Origin of the sequence: Paraburkholderia xenovorans LB400 (assembly GCF_000013645.1) — a bacterium.
Classification (GTDB): Bacteria; Pseudomonadota; Gammaproteobacteria; order Burkholderiales; family Burkholderiaceae; genus Paraburkholderia; species Paraburkholderia xenovorans.
This window is the reverse complement of sequence record NC_007952.1, coordinates 1,010,053-1,023,028: the sequence shown is the minus strand read 5'-3', so window position 1 is coordinate 1,023,028 and position 12,976 is coordinate 1,010,053. Positions and strand designations below refer to the sequence as shown.

At 63.4% G+C, this 12,976-nt stretch carries 14 protein-coding genes; 4 read left to right on the top strand and 10 right to left on the bottom strand.

Annotation, left to right across the window (positions count from 1 at the left end):
* The first annotated feature begins 80 nt into the window (after positions 1 to 80).
* Positions 81 to 1,478, top strand: coding sequence for an FAD-binding oxidoreductase (locus BXE_RS26545; protein WP_011491214.1), 1,398 nt, complete (start codon positions 81 to 83; stop codon positions 1,476 to 1,478).
* On the opposite strand, the gene BXE_RS26540 is transcribed toward BXE_RS26545, so the two are convergent.
* From BXE_RS26540 to BXE_RS26530, 3 genes are all read right to left on the bottom strand, one after another.
* The gene (locus tag BXE_RS26540) at positions 1,471 to 2,454 is read right to left on the bottom strand and encodes a 2-hydroxyacid dehydrogenase (RefSeq protein WP_011491213.1); all 984 of its coding nucleotides are present in this window, start codon (positions 2,452 to 2,454) and stop codon (positions 1,471 to 1,473) included. The genes BXE_RS26545 and BXE_RS26540 overlap by 8 nt on opposite strands.
* A 91-nt stretch (positions 2,455 to 2,545) precedes the next feature.
* Positions 2,546 to 3,127 (bottom strand): amino acid synthesis family protein, encoded by a 582-nt coding sequence (locus tag BXE_RS26535; protein WP_011491212.1) that lies wholly within the window; start codon positions 3,125 to 3,127, stop codon positions 2,546 to 2,548.
* Between the two features lie 53 nt (positions 3,128 to 3,180).
* Positions 3,181 to 4,089 carry an NAD(P)-dependent oxidoreductase gene (locus BXE_RS26530; protein WP_011491211.1) on the bottom strand — a complete coding sequence of 303 codons (909 nt, stop codon included), beginning with the start codon at positions 4,087 to 4,089 and terminating at the stop codon, positions 3,181 to 3,183.
* 488 nt (positions 4,090 to 4,577) lie between these two features.
* Between BXE_RS26530 and BXE_RS26525 the strand changes: the two genes are divergently transcribed.
* Both BXE_RS26525 and BXE_RS26520 read left to right on the top strand, forming a co-directional pair.
* Positions 4,578 to 5,738, top strand: coding sequence for a porin (locus BXE_RS26525; RefSeq protein WP_011491210.1), 1,161 nt, complete (start codon positions 4,578 to 4,580; stop codon positions 5,736 to 5,738).
* Positions 5,739 to 5,829: 91 nt separating this feature from the next.
* Positions 5,830 to 6,150, top strand: a complete 321-nt coding sequence (locus BXE_RS26520) for an NIPSNAP family protein (RefSeq protein ID WP_011491209.1) — start codon at positions 5,830 to 5,832, stop codon at positions 6,148 to 6,150.
* A gap of 12 nt (positions 6,151 to 6,162) precedes the next feature.
* Here BXE_RS26520 and BXE_RS26515 read toward each other — a convergent pair whose 3' ends face one another.
* The 4 genes from BXE_RS26515 to BXE_RS26505 are packed head-to-tail and all read right to left on the bottom strand — an operon-like array spanning position 6,163 to position 8,509.
* The gene (locus BXE_RS26515; RefSeq protein WP_011491208.1) at positions 6,163 to 6,948 is read right to left on the bottom strand and encodes a 2-keto-4-pentenoate hydratase; all 786 of its coding nucleotides are present in this window, start codon (positions 6,946 to 6,948) and stop codon (positions 6,163 to 6,165) included.
* Complete coding sequence (locus BXE_RS46665; RefSeq protein ID WP_158340980.1) at positions 6,918 to 7,088, bottom strand: hypothetical protein; 171 nt, start codon at positions 7,086 to 7,088, stop codon at positions 6,918 to 6,920. Before BXE_RS46665 ends, BXE_RS26515 begins: the two co-directional genes overlap by 31 nt.
* Positions 7,089 to 7,135: 47 nt before the next feature.
* Positions 7,136 to 7,492, bottom strand: coding sequence for an NIPSNAP family protein (locus BXE_RS26510; RefSeq protein WP_007176646.1), 357 nt, complete (start codon positions 7,490 to 7,492; stop codon positions 7,136 to 7,138).
* A gap of 36 nt (positions 7,493 to 7,528) precedes the next feature.
* A complete protein-coding gene (locus BXE_RS26505; RefSeq protein WP_011491207.1) occupies positions 7,529 to 8,509 on the bottom strand; it encodes a peptidyl-alpha-hydroxyglycine alpha-amidating lyase family protein in 981 nt (326 codons plus the stop codon).
* 378 nt (positions 8,510 to 8,887) lie between these two features.
* Here BXE_RS26505 and BXE_RS26500 point away from each other — a divergent pair, with 378 nt between their 5' ends.
* Positions 8,888 to 9,859, top strand: coding sequence for a Bug family tripartite tricarboxylate transporter substrate binding protein (locus BXE_RS26500; RefSeq protein ID WP_011491206.1), 972 nt, complete (start codon positions 8,888 to 8,890; stop codon positions 9,857 to 9,859).
* Positions 9,860 to 9,946: 87 nt separating this feature from the next.
* On the opposite strand, the gene BXE_RS26495 is transcribed toward BXE_RS26500, so the two are convergent.
* From BXE_RS26495 to BXE_RS26485, 3 genes are all read right to left on the bottom strand, one after another.
* On the bottom strand, positions 9,947 to 10,915 hold the full coding sequence (locus BXE_RS26495; protein WP_011491205.1) for a peptidyl-alpha-hydroxyglycine alpha-amidating lyase family protein: 969 nt from the start codon (positions 10,913 to 10,915) through the stop codon (positions 9,947 to 9,949).
* Between the two features lie 134 nt (positions 10,916 to 11,049).
* The gene (locus BXE_RS26490; RefSeq protein ID WP_007176642.1) at positions 11,050 to 12,015 is read right to left on the bottom strand and encodes a Bug family tripartite tricarboxylate transporter substrate binding protein; all 966 of its coding nucleotides are present in this window, start codon (positions 12,013 to 12,015) and stop codon (positions 11,050 to 11,052) included.
* Positions 12,016 to 12,117: 102 nt separating this feature from the next.
* Positions 12,118 to 12,972, bottom strand: coding sequence for an oxidoreductase (locus tag BXE_RS26485; RefSeq protein WP_011491204.1), 855 nt, complete (start codon positions 12,970 to 12,972; stop codon positions 12,118 to 12,120).
* Positions 12,973 to 12,976: the final 4 nt, after the last annotated feature.

The window sequence follows — 12,976 nt, the reverse complement described above, 5'->3', positions numbered from 1 at the left end:
ATCAAGGCGCCGGAATTTGCGATTTATCGCGCGCCGCGTTAGCCGATACAGTGGCCGAACAACTCAGCGCGAGGTAGCCAATGTCGACCGACTGTCTGCAAGAACTCGAAAACGCGCTCGGCCGCGCCGCCCTCGTGCGCGACGAAGACCGCGCACTGTACGACGTCGACTGGCGTGGCCACCTGCATGGCCGATCACTCGCCGTGGTGTGTCCATCGCGAGTCGAAGACGTAGGCGAGACGATACGCATCGCGAGGCGACATCAAATTTCCATCGTTCCACAAGGCGGCAATACCGGCCTCGCTGGCGGAGCGACCCCGGATTCGACCGGCAGGCAACTCGTGCTATGCACACGCCGCCTGAATCGCATTCGCGGCGTCGACCTGCTCGGCAACTTCATCACGGTCGACGCCGGCTGCATCCTGCAGAACGTGCAGGATGCGGCGCAAAGTCATGACCGTCTCTTTCCACTCAGCCTCGCCGCGCAAGGCAGTTGCACGATCGGCGGCAATCTCGCCACCAATGCGGGCGGCAACGCGGTGCTGCGCTATGGCAATATGCGCGAACTATGCGTTGGCATCGAAGCCGTCGACGCGCAAGGCCGCCTTATCGGCGACCTCAAATGCGTGCGCAAAAACAATACCGGCTACAGCCTGCGCGATCTGCTGATCGGTAGCGAGGGCACACTCGGCATCATCACCGGCGCGGCGCTCCGTCTGTTCCCGCGCCCCTTTGCTTACGCGACCGCGCTGGTCAAATGCGCGGACATCGACCATGCACTGCAAGTGCTCGGCATATTGCGCGCTCACTGTGCGGACTTTCTGAGTGGTGTCGAATGGATGTCGAACGGTTCGCTCTCCAATGTATCGAAGCAGTTCCTGGACACGAGAATACCGCCCGGCTTCGACGAATCGTGTCTGTGCCTCGTCGAGCTATCGGGATCCACGCCGCCCGGTCTGCTGGACGACATACTCGCCAGTGCGCTCGATCAGGCCATCACGTCGGGCTTCGCCGCGGACGCCGCACTCGCGTCGAACCTTGCCGAGCGCGACGCATTCTGGGCCCTGCGCGAACGTCTCCCACTGGCCGAAGCACGGTGCCGCTCGTTGAAACACGACGTCTCCCTGCCCGCCGGCAATATGAGCGAATTCGTCGCGCATCTCGAAGGCTATCTTTCGAGCATGACGCTGCGCTGCGCGTGGGCCGGCTTCGGACACCTCGGCGACGGCAACCTGCACGCCAACGTGCTGATTCCGGATACCATGCCGGATGCACTTTGCGACTGCATTGACGAGTTCGTGTACAGCGAGGTGCTGCGACTCGAGGGCAGCATTTCGGCCGAGCACGGCATTGGCAGCCGAAAAAACGATCTGCTGCACCGGGCGCTCGACGTCGCCAGCCTTCAGGCCATGCAAGCGGTCAGGAACGCGCTCGATCCGCACAATCTGTTCAACCCCGGCAAGCTGCTCTTCAATTGACCCTTGAGAGCAGCGGCTTGCCGGCAAGATGAAGCTTCGCATTCTCGATGAAGCGCACGACTGAAGCGTGAATCGCCTGCGGCGAGATTCCGCCGACATGCGGCGTCAGCACCACGTTGTCGAATTCGAACAGCACTCGCGGCGGCTCGGGTTCGCCTTCGTAGACATCCAGCGCGGCGTTGTACACCCGCCCCTCGCGCAACGACTGCGCCAGCGCCACCGTATCGACCACCCCGCCGCGCGCGACATTCACGAGCACGCCTTGCGGCCCCAACGCATCGAGCACCTCGGCATTCACCATATGCTGCGTCTGCGTGCCGCCGGGAACCGTGACCATCAGGTAATCGCACCATGCCGCGAGGGCAACGACGTCGGTAAAGTAGCGGTATGGCACATCGTGCCTCGGCGCGCGATTGAAATAGCCGATTTCCAGGTCGAAGCCGAGCCCGCGGCGCGCGATCTTGCGGCCGATCGCGCCGAGGCCGAGGATGCCCATGCGTCTTCCGGAGACATGCGGCGGCCGTGGGATATCGTCGCGCCAGATACCTTCGCGGCATTGCTGATTCAGTTTCGGAACGCCGCGCACCGCCGCCAGCAGGATCGCCATCGCGTGATCGGCGACGCAGTCGTCGTTGGTGTTGGCGGCATTGCAAACCGCCACGCCGCGTTGCCGCGCATAGTCGAGCGGCACGTTTTCATAGCCGACGCCCAACGTGCAGACAATCTTCAGGTTGGGCATGGCGTCGAGTTCATCGGGGGTAATGCCGTTGGTGCCGTTCGTCAGCACCACCTCGATTGCCGGTCCATGCGCGGCGATCTGCGCCGCGCCGTTCGAACGGTCCGCGCCCAGCGCGGCATTGGGCGCATAGATCAGATCGAACGATTGCGCGACCAGTTCACGATGTGCCTCGGTGATAAACACCAGCACGAGCGCAACGGGTTTGCCGGAGTTCTGCGATGTCGGTGCGTCGCCCATGTTATTGGTATCCAGAGTGATTGAGTGCGAGGCACGTCGCGGACCGTCCTGTCAGGGTTGCGGCGTGCCGTCCGGCGCACGGTTGACCGGGTTAGCGCTGTCCGTCGTTGACCGATATCTGCTCGACGCGCAGCCCGCCGAGACGTTCATGAATACGGCTGCCGGTCGCCATCACCAGCGCGTACAGCAGTTCGTCCGGACGCGGCGCGTCCACCACGCCCATGTCGAACGTATTGAAATGGCTGCGCACGTACGCGGCGCGAATGTGATGCAACGGAATCTGCAGGTGAAAGCCGGCCGACGCGACAACCTTCGCCGCCGGCACGATCGATCTGGCCTCGGTCAATACCGCGCGCATGGCCCAGCCGCCCGCTTCATGCCAGATCGCCCCATGCTCCAGTTCGCCGTTCAGACCGACGATCGCGCCCTTCCCGTATGCCTCTATCCTGTCCTTGCCGCCGAGCGCCTCGACGAGTTCGGGCACCATCTCATTGGCCATCTCGCGCGCGTCGCGCACAAGCGGACTCAGGTCTTCGACATAACGTCCGGCAAACGGGTTGTCGATAATGCACGCGATAGCGCCGAGCTTCAGCGGCACATCCGCGCGCGGCCCGCCCTCGTGATAGACGGTTTCGACGGTGAGCAGTTTCTTGCGTATCTTGATCAACGACATGGGAGCCTCTCCGGTTAAACGTGGCAAACGCCGGCGAACGCAACGGACAGCCGTTATTCGCCGGATGTTTCGGACGTCGATCCGAACTGCACGCGCGCCCATTTTTCGAAATGCTCGATCGTGTGCGCATAGTCCTTGCCGCCGTCGCCCTGCGTGATCGCGAACGACAGAAACGCGCGCGCCGCCGGACTGACGATCATCGGCACGCCGAGCTTCTCGGCCTCTTCGATGCACAGCTTGACGTCCTTGTGAATCAGTTCGGTCGTGAAACGCATCGGAAAATCACGGTGCAGGATGCACTGCGGAATCTTTTCGAGGGTCGCGAACGAGCGCCCGCTGGATACGTTCAGAATGTCCAGCATCATTGCCGAGTCGAGTCCCGCTTTCACGCCGAACACGAGCGCCTCGCAACTCGCCACCATGCCGACAGCACACAGCGTGTTGTTGATGATCTTCATGGTTTGCCCGAGTCCGGCGCCGCTACCCAGATAGAAGATGTTCTTGCCGATCACGCGAAGCCACGGTTCCACCGTTTCAAACGCTTCCATCGGGCCGGCCGCCATCACGGTGAGCGTTCCCTTCTCCGCGGCCACCGTGCCGCCGCTCACCGGCGCACCGAGAAACTGGATATGGCGATCCGCGAGTTTGCGCGCAATGACATTCGATACGCTGGGCCCCGTGGTGGACAGGTCGACTACGATGCGCACGCTGCTGCCTTGCGACACGCCGTGCGGCCCCGTAGCCACCTCCTCGACGACGGAAGGAAGCGGCAGACTGAGGAACACGACCTCCGCGCGCGACGCGAGATCGACCGTGTCCTTCGCGAGTTCGGCACCCAGCGCGCCGAATCGCTGCATCGCTTCGTCGCGCGTGTCGTACACCACCAGCGGATGACCCGCGGCAAGAAGCCGGGTGGCGAAATGCTGTCCGATGTTGCCCAATCCGATGAGTCCGATTTTCACGTCGTCATGCTCCCGTTAAGCGTTTGTTCCGAGATCCGTATGGACGCTCATCGTCCGTGGCCGGTGCGGCCGAACCGGTTTGCGACCATCCGTATGGAAATCTTAGGGATCGCGGTGACTTTCGTCGCATGCAAAAACAGCGGTCGGATATAACACGCGGTTAAGGCCCGGCGTGTTTCCGCGCGCGGGATTCGTTCCACGCACTTGACGCACAGCCCCGTCCGTATTGGCTTACGGCGATGGAGCCGGCATCGGTGCTGCGCACTCCTCGCGATTTCGTCACATTCGCTGTGACTAAAACGCGCTTTGATCCGCTCATGCGGCCTGCCTAGCATGACTACAGCCCGCTTACGGAAGCACGATATGGAAGCCGGGTTCGCCGCGTGTCGTTGCAGACAAAGTTTCGTTCGGCGAAGGTGTACGGTAATGCGAAGAGCGGTTAAAAGGCGCGGTAGCTCGTCAAGATCAAATACTAAGGAGACCATTTCATGAACATGAAATGCGCGACATCATTCGTTCTGGTTGTATGTGCCGGCGCGGCCCACGCGCAAAACAGTCTGACGCTATACGGCATTGCCGAAACCGGTATCAACTACGTCAGCAATGCCAACGGCGGGCGCCAGTTCAACATGGTCAGCGGCGAATGGTACGGCAGCCGCTGGGGCCTGAAAGGCACCGAAGACCTCGGCGCCGGTCAGTCGGTGATCTTCCGGCTGGAGAACGGTTTCGACATCGACACGGGCAAGCTCGGACAGAACGGCCTGCTGTTCGGCCGCGCGGCGTATGTCGGCATCGACTCGAAGCAGTTCGGCACGTTGACCGTGGGACGCCAGTACTCCACCGTCTATGAGTTCGTCGGCGCGAATCTCGTGGCATCGAGTCGCTGGGGCGGCGGCTTCATTGCTCATGCCGGCGACGTCGACAATCTGAACAATACCTTCCGCGTGAACAACTCGATCCGCTACAACAGCATCAGCTATCACGGCTTCACGGTTGGCGGTTTGTACAGCCTCGGCGGCACGGGCGGCAATTTCAACAAGAATTCGGGCTGGGGTGCGGGCATCGGCTATACGGGCGGTGGCCTGCAGGCCGCAGTCGCGTACACCGATATGCAGGATCCGTTCGTGTCCGCCTACAACAACGGCGCCAATGCACCCGCTGCGGTTACATCGCCGATTTATAACGCTTATGCTTCGGCCCGCAGCCTCAACATACTCGCAGCGGGCGCCATTTATACGATCGGCAAGCTGTATTTCGGCGGCACCTATTCAAACAGCCGTTTTCTGCAACTGGGTGCCGATCCGGGCAACGCGGGCGCAGGGGCCCGTCTGCGAGGCACCGCGGCACTCAATGATTACGAAGCGGAAATAGGCTATCAGTTCACCCCGGCATTTTCGACGACTGCCGCCTATAACTACACCCGGCGTGCCTCGGTGAACGGCGATGTCGGCGCGAAATACAACCAGGTGTCGATCGGGGCCGACTACATCGTCTCCAAACGCACCGACTTCTACCTGGTCGCTTCGTATCAGAAGGCCTCGGGTGTCAATTCAAACGGCACGCCAGCGGTGGCCGCGCTCAACTTCCTGTCGCCGTCCTCGGTCAATCACCAGGGCGTCGTCCGGCTTGCCATCCGGCATCTTTTCTGAGCGCGGCTTTTTTTCCCCACCCTGCCCGCCGGACAGAAGCCATCGCGGCCCTCTGCCCGACGCGCGTTTCACGCATGCCGCAGGAGCGCATATGATCATTGAAGAACGGACTTACGATCTGCAGTCCGGCCGGCTGGGCGAGTACATCGAGCTCATTCAGAACGAGGGCATCGCGATCCAACGCCCGATCCTCGGCCGACTGATCGGCTATTTTCATACCGACCTCGGTCCGCTGAACCAGATCGTCCATATCTGGGCATACGAAAGCTACGCGGACCGCGCCGCACGCCGCGCGCGGCTCGCCGCCGATCCCGCCTGGATGGAATACTCGAAGAAGGTGCGCGTACTCTCCATCCGTCAACGCAACCGGATTCTGCTGCCCATGTCGTTTTCACCGTTGCCGGACGCGTGACGGCGCGCAACCCTACACGAGTTGCACACTCACCTCGCCGAGCCCGCCTATCACGACATGAATGCGGGTTCCCGTTCTCGCGACGTTGAAACCCGTGCGGTTTCCGGTGATCACGACCTGGCCCGCGCGCAACGGTTCACGGTTCCGCGCATTGGCCAGCGCGACAAGCGTGGCAAGCGGATCGGCGCCCTTGCCGCCGTCCACGTGATCGACGACCGTTTTGCCGTCGAGCATCATGCGCACGCGCAAGGCCGACCAGTCGATTGCGCGCCATCCACTCGTGCCCGCACCCCAGACGATCGCGCCGTTGCCCATGCTGTCGGCCAGTTTATGCACCAAGGACGCGGCGTCGAAATGAACCATGCGGGGATTGCCGATTTCTATCGCTGCGTGACAGCGGTCCACGGCTTGCGCGACCTCGTCGTCCGAATACGGTTGTACTCGCGGCGGCAGGTCATGTGCGAGAGAAAACGCGACTTCGCCTTCGACGAAAGCCGTGGCCTCGCCCTCCGACGGCACACAAGGCAACCGGTACACGGCTGGGCTCTCTAGCACGTCCGCAGCAAAGACGGCCGCGCACGTGAAGCGCACACCCGGTATCAGGCCCGCTTTCCAGCCCGCCACCGCGGCGCCCAGCCGGCGGCCGACCTCGCGCTGCACCGCCATCGCATCTTCGAACGAGAGCGGCACGTCGGCGCATGGCAACGCCTGCAACGGCCGGCCGCATAGACGTGCACTCGCGAGCGCCTCGGCAAGCCGGGAAACATTCAGCGGGACCGGTTCAGCGGCGCCTTGCACGCCGGCGTCGGGTCCGGTGTCGGGTCCGGTGTCAGCTCCGGTGTCAGCTCCGGTGTCAGCTCCGGTGTCAGCTCCGGTGTCAGCTCCGGTGTGAGCGCCGGCGCCGGCTCCAGCATCAGCGCCGGCTCCAGCGTCAGCATCAGCGGCGGCGCCGCTGGCGCCGGCCTGCGCGATATCGCGCGCGCCCTCAACGTCGCGCATGCTCGTCTTCGGGTTGCCACAGCGGCGGCAGTGGCGGCGAGAACGACATGGGCAGCAGAATCTTGTTCTGCATGCGCACGAGCAACGGCTGGATGTTCTTGCGCACATACTCCTGCCATTCGGGCATGGCCAGCAGAATCGCGCGGCGGCGCGCGCGATCCTCCAGATCTTCGTAGCCCCACAGGTGCACCACCTGATTCAGCGGACCGATGTCGGTATAGAAATAGCCGATCAGCCTGCCCAGCACCGGCCGCTGGATCGCAATGCCTTCGCGCTCGAAGTGCTGCGCGAACTCACGCGCGCCGTTCGGCCGCAAATCATAGATTCGTTCCTCGACGATCATCGCTGCCTCCTGTATTTCATCTCGAACCGGCAAGGGTCATTGCGCTACGGTCTGCGGCGCGATCTTCTGAAACTTCTGCAAACTGCGCAGCGTGGCCGGCATGGGCTTGTCGGGGAACAACAGCGGCCACGACGTATACGACGTTTCTCCCACATAGATATCGCCGTGCGAGTCGACCGCGACGCCATGAACCGAAAGAAATTGCCCCGGCGCCGTGCCGGCGGACGGCGTGCTTTGAATCCGCACCAGCACTTCACCCTTGTTCGACAGAATCGACAGCCGCGGACCGAGGTTCGGCGCGCCACGATTGAAGCCGTACATGGGCCCCGTCTCGCCGACGTAACACAGTGGACACTTGCCGCGCGGCATATACATGCCATTCGGACGATGCAGGTTGTGCCACTGCGTCTCGAAGCGCCCGTCGCTGTCGAAAATCTGGATGCGGTGATTCTCGCGGTCGGCGACATAGAGCCAACCGTCCTCGTCGCAGGAAATGTTGTGCGGCAGGTTGAACTGGCCGGGCTCGCAACCCGGCTCGCCCCATGATTTGATCAGCTTGCCGTCGGGGGTGTACTTGTGAATGCGCGCATTGCCGTAGCCGTCCGACACGAACAGGTCGCCCGCCGGAGAGAGCGCGGTATGCGTGCAGTGATTGAACGGCAGGCCGCTCATGAACGGCGTCGGCTCGCGAGGCACGCCCACCGTCATCAAGGTCTTGCCGTAGAGATCGCATTTGTAGACCGCGCTGGCGCCGTCGTCGGTCAGATAGATGGTGTCGTCGGGTCCCATGTGCACGCCATGCGGACGTGCATAGAAACCCTCGCCCCAGGAGCGCAGAAACCGGCCTTCGCGATCGAACACGATCATTGGATGTTCGCCGCGATTGAACACGTAGACGTTGTCGTGCCGGTCCACGCCGACCGCGGCAACCTCGCCCATCTTCCAGCCGTCGGGCAACTGCGCCCAGCCGTCCACGGTCTGATAGGTAAACTCACCGCTGCCCACAATGGTTGCCATGAAGTCGATCCTCGAAAGTCGGAACAGGGACACGCGCGCGGCATGTGTACACGTGAATTGCCGCTGTGCACGCAACATGTCCGGTTCCGTTACAGTCCCACGGCGAAAGACCCGGTCGCAAGGTTATTTTTTGCACGCCGCATATGACCTTCAGGCTGCTCGGAGCGGCTGCCGGCGCGCGCGCCGAACCGTGGCGAGGCTTCCGTTTTGTGATGCTCGCTGTGACTTTATCTGGCTTGTGAAAGGCTTTCATTGCCCGTTAGCATGACGTGTATCCGGTATCTCGCCGGAGCCGGGCGGATGGAGACGCCGCGCCCTCGCAGCGGTTCAGCAATGCAATAGGGCGCCGCCCGCAGAACAACACGGAGGACTTCAGCGATGGTTTCCCGACGCCAATTCGTCGCCTCATTGGGCGCCACGGCACTGGCAGCCTGGCCCGCCCGATACGCAATGGCGGCCTACCCCGAAAGTCCGATCCGCTTTGTGATTCCATTTCCGGGCGGCACCCAGGAAGCCCAGGCCCGGCTTCTCGCCAAATCGCTGGGCAAGTACATCGGCCAGCCCGTGATCGTCGAAGCTCATCCCGGCGCCGGCGGCAACATCGGCGCCGCCTACGTCGCGAAGGCGCGCGGCGACGGCTATACGATGCTGCTCGGCGTCAGCACCTTCTTCGAGACCAATCCGCTGATCTACAAGGACATCGGCTACAAGCTGAGCGATCTGACGCCGGTGAGCCTGTTGTCCGAACAGCCGTTTCTGCTGGTGTCGCGGCCCACGCTGCCGGTCACCAACGTGCCCGATCTGATTCGCTATGCGAAGCAGAACCCTGGCAAGATCACGGTCGCGACCGCGGGGCCAGGCAGTCCGCTCGATCTGGCGAACCGGCAGTTCATGGCGCACGCGGGCGTGACGACGACACCCGTGCCGTACAAGGGCGGCGGTGAAGACACAATGGCCGTGATGAGCGGATTCACCGACCTGGAGTTCGGCGGCATTCCGAACGTGGTCGGCAACATCCACGCGGGCAAGCTTCGCGCGCTCGGCATCACCGGCTCTCGCCGCCTCGCGAGCCTGCCCGATATTCCCACCATTGCCGAGGCGGGCCTGCCGGGTTTCGACTTCTCGGTGTGGAGCTGCCTGTCCGTTCCCAGCACCACACCCGCGCCGATCATCCAGCAGCTCAACGCCGCCGTCATCAAGACGATTGCGGATCCCGAGGTGCGCAACGGGTTCGCGCAATTGAATCTGATACCCGTGAGCAGTTCGAGCGAAGCGGTCGTGCAGCGTATCGCTTCGGAGACCGCGCAATGGCGGTCCATTTTCGACAAGTCCGGGTTCAAGCAGATGTGAGCGCGGGCCGGAACTCCGCGCCCGGTTGATTGGGTATCCGTATCTTTTTTGGTGCGGGAGCGCCGGCTGCGGCCGGCGCTCATTCATTCAAGCGTTGACGCGGGCAAACTTCTGCAGACAGCGCAGCCCTTCGTCCGGCACGGGCACTTCCGGAAATAGCGACGGCCACGCCGTATAGCCGACCTCACCGACATACACATCGCCTCGCGAGTCGACCGCGAGTCCGTGCGGCGACAGAAACTGACCGGAACCGATGCCCGCCGCGGGATTGCTCGTGATCCGCGCGAGCAGCTCGCCCTTGTTCGACAGGATCGACACGCGCGGTCCGAGGTTTGGCGCACCGCGGTTGAAACCCCAGTACGGGCCGGTCTCTCCGACGTAGCAGACGGGGCACTTGCCCGCCGGCATATACATGCCGCAAGGCCGATGCAGTTCGTGCCACTGCGTTTCGAAGCGCCCTTCGCCGTCGAAGACCTGGATGCGATGATTCTCGCGGTCGGCGACGTAGACCCAGCCGTCCTCGTCGCAGGAAATGTTGTGCGGCAGGTTGAATTGACCTGGATCCGAACCGGACTCGCCCCATGAGAACAACAGCTTGCCGTCGGGCGAGTACTTGTGGATGCGCCCGTTGCCGTAGCCGTCGGAAACGTAAATATCGCCGCGCGGCGAGAGCGCCGTGTGCGTGCAGCGGTTGAACGGCTCGCCGCTCATGAAGGGCGCGGCTTTGCCGGGCGTCCCCAGTGTCATCAGCAGCTTGCCGTCCGGTGTGCACTTCCTGACGGTGTGAGCGCCGTCGTCGGTCAGATAGACGTCGCCGTCCGGCCCGATATGCAATCCGTGCGGGCGTTTGAACAGTTCGTCGCCCCATGCGCGGCGAAAGTTGCCGTCGCGATCGAACACGATCACCGGATGCGCTCCGCGGTGGAACACGTATACATCGTCGGCACTGTCGACGCCCACCGCGGCCACGTCGCCGAAACGCCAGCCGTCAGGCAGTTTTGCCCAATTGTCGACGAGCCGATACGTGTATTCGCCACTGCCGTAAAGTCTGTTCATGTGCTTCGCCCCATGTGGAAATGCCGGTCGTGTAGCTCAACGATCACATGGGGCATGAAGCGCCGGCAAGTCACATTTTCGTACAGCCGGTACAACCACGGTGAGGCATCGACGCCACCCACGCCATACCGACGCTATACCGGCTCGACGCCCGCCTTGCGGAAAATCTCCCGCCACATCGGCGCTTCGGTTTCGATCCGGCGCGCAACGTCGGCGCCGTTCAGATGCAACGGGAACAGCCCCATCTGTTCGAGGCCGGCGCGGCATGCAGGATCGGCAATCGCTTTCTCCGATGCCGCCTGCAGCCGCGTCACAACCTCGTCCGGCGTGCCTGCCGGCAGCGACAGGCAGGTCCAGATCGTCACGTCGTAGCCCGGCACACCGGCCTCGGCGATCGGCGGGATGCTGGGGAAATTCTTCAGCCGCCGGGTGCCCGTCACGCCGAGCGCGCGCATCTTGCCCGCCTCGATATTGCCCGTCACATCCGTCACGCTGCCGAACATCATGTCGGCGAATCCGCCCAGCAGCGCGAGCGTGTCTTCGCCACCGCCCTTGTACGGCACGCTCAGTATCTTCGCGCCGGTGCGCGACATGAATTCACGGCTGCACAGATCCAGCGGACTGCCGAGTCCGCCGGTTGCGTTGGTCAGCTTGTTGGGATTGGCGCGTGCATACGCCACCAGTTCCTGCACGGAATGGATCGGCAATTGAGGCCGGACCACGAGCACGAACTCCTGCTCGGACAGCAGCGACACCGGCCGCAGATCACGCGCCGTGAAGCCCGGATTGCGATAGATGAGCGGATTGATCTCGAAGAACGTGCTGACGCCGAGCAGCATCGTGTAGCCGTCCGCGCGGGCTTTTGCGACATACGCCGCGGCGATGTTGCCGCCGGCCCCGCCTTGACCTTGCACGATGATCGGCTGGCCGAGAATCTGCCCGAGTGTCTTGGCGACGATGCGCGCCTGCGCCTCGCCCGAGCCGCCCGGAAAGCCGACGATCAGCCGCAGCGGACTGTCCGGATAGGCGGCGCGCGCGTCGAGCGCCCAGCTCATCAATGGCACGCCGAGTCCGGCGATGAACGCACGTCTGGTCAACATGATTGTCTCCTTGCATCCCGAAGATGCGCTGGCGCGGGCGGTTCGTTGTTATCCCGGCCGCCTCGCCGAGTCTTCCTGCCGACCTCGTGCGCGCGGCCGCCGTTATGTAAGCGGGTCGTCAGTCCATACGGTCGTGCTCTCCCACGCATCGAGGTCCGCTGCCACGCGCGCCAGTTTGCTTCGCACCATCGCGAGACCGGCGCTGCCGAGCACGAGGTGCTCGGGCGGTTCGCGGTCGGTGACTGCGGCGATGATCGCTTCGGCGGCGCGCTCGGGGCTGCCCGGTTGCCGGCCGCTGCGCTCGACCACCTGCGTGCGTCGCTTGCCGGCAATCGACGCGTAGTCGTCGATCGGCGTTCCCGTCTGCTTCAGCGATCGTCCCGCCCAGTCGGTTCTGAATGGACCGGGTTCGACGGCCGTCACCCGGATGCCGAGCTCCGCCGTTTCGCGCGCGAGCGACTCGCTCAATCCTTCGAGCGCGAATTTGGTAGCAGCATAGTACCCGCTACTCGGATTGCCGACGAACCCGCCGACCGACGTGACGTTGACGATATGGCCCGAGCGGCGCGCGCGCATGGACGGCAAGACCGCCTTGACCATATTGACCGCCCCGAAGAAATTGACCTCGAACATGGCGCGCATCTCGGCGTCTTCACCTTCTTCGACTGCGGCGAGATAGCCGTAGCCCGCATTGTTCACGAGGAAATCGATCTGGCCGTAGGCGTCCAGCGTCCGGGCCACGACCGTTTCGATATCGCTTGCGCTGGTGACGTCGAGCCGCGCGGCAAGCGCGTGCGTTTCACGGCCCTCGACCAGATCCGCGATCGATGCCGGATCGCGCGCCGTGACAACCGTGCGCCAGCCGCGCGCGAGCACGGCGGCAGCCAGTTCACGGCCGAAGCCGGTGGAACATCCGGTGATCAACCAGACGGGTGGGGTCTCGACGGACTCGGACATGGGC

Excerpts from the sequence above, each read along its gene's own strand:
- BXE_RS26545 (WP_011491214.1), top strand. The coding sequence starts at position 81 with ATGTCGACCGACTGTCTGCAAGAACTCGAAAACGCGCTCGGCCGCGCC.
- BXE_RS26540 (WP_011491213.1), bottom strand. The coding sequence starts at position 2,454 with ATGGGCGACGCACCGACATCGCAGAACTCCGGCAAACCCGTTGCGCTC.
- BXE_RS26535 (WP_011491212.1), bottom strand. The coding sequence starts at position 3,127 with ATGTCGTTGATCAAGATACGCAAGAAACTGCTCACCGTCGAAACCGTC.
- BXE_RS26525 (WP_011491210.1), top strand. The coding sequence starts at position 4,578 with ATGAACATGAAATGCGCGACATCATTCGTTCTGGTTGTATGTGCCGGC.
- BXE_RS26520 (WP_011491209.1), top strand. The coding sequence starts at position 5,830 with ATGATCATTGAAGAACGGACTTACGATCTGCAGTCCGGCCGGCTGGGC.
- BXE_RS46665 (WP_158340980.1), bottom strand. The coding sequence starts at position 7,088 with ATGCTGACGCTGGAGCCGGCGCTGATGCTGGAGCCGGCGCCGGCGCTC.
- BXE_RS26510 (WP_007176646.1), bottom strand. The coding sequence starts at position 7,492 with ATGATCGTCGAGGAACGAATCTATGATTTGCGGCCGAACGGCGCGCGT.
- BXE_RS26505 (WP_011491207.1), bottom strand. The coding sequence starts at position 8,509 with ATGGCAACCATTGTGGGCAGCGGTGAGTTTACCTATCAGACCGTGGAC.
- BXE_RS26500 (WP_011491206.1), top strand. The coding sequence starts at position 8,888 with ATGGTTTCCCGACGCCAATTCGTCGCCTCATTGGGCGCCACGGCACTG.
- BXE_RS26495 (WP_011491205.1), bottom strand. The coding sequence starts at position 10,915 with ATGAACAGACTTTACGGCAGTGGCGAATACACGTATCGGCTCGTCGAC.
- BXE_RS26490 (WP_007176642.1), bottom strand. The coding sequence starts at position 12,015 with ATGTTGACCAGACGTGCGTTCATCGCCGGACTCGGCGTGCCATTGATG.
- BXE_RS26485 (WP_011491204.1), bottom strand. The coding sequence starts at position 12,972 with ATGTCCGAGTCCGTCGAGACCCCACCCGTCTGGTTGATCACCGGATGT.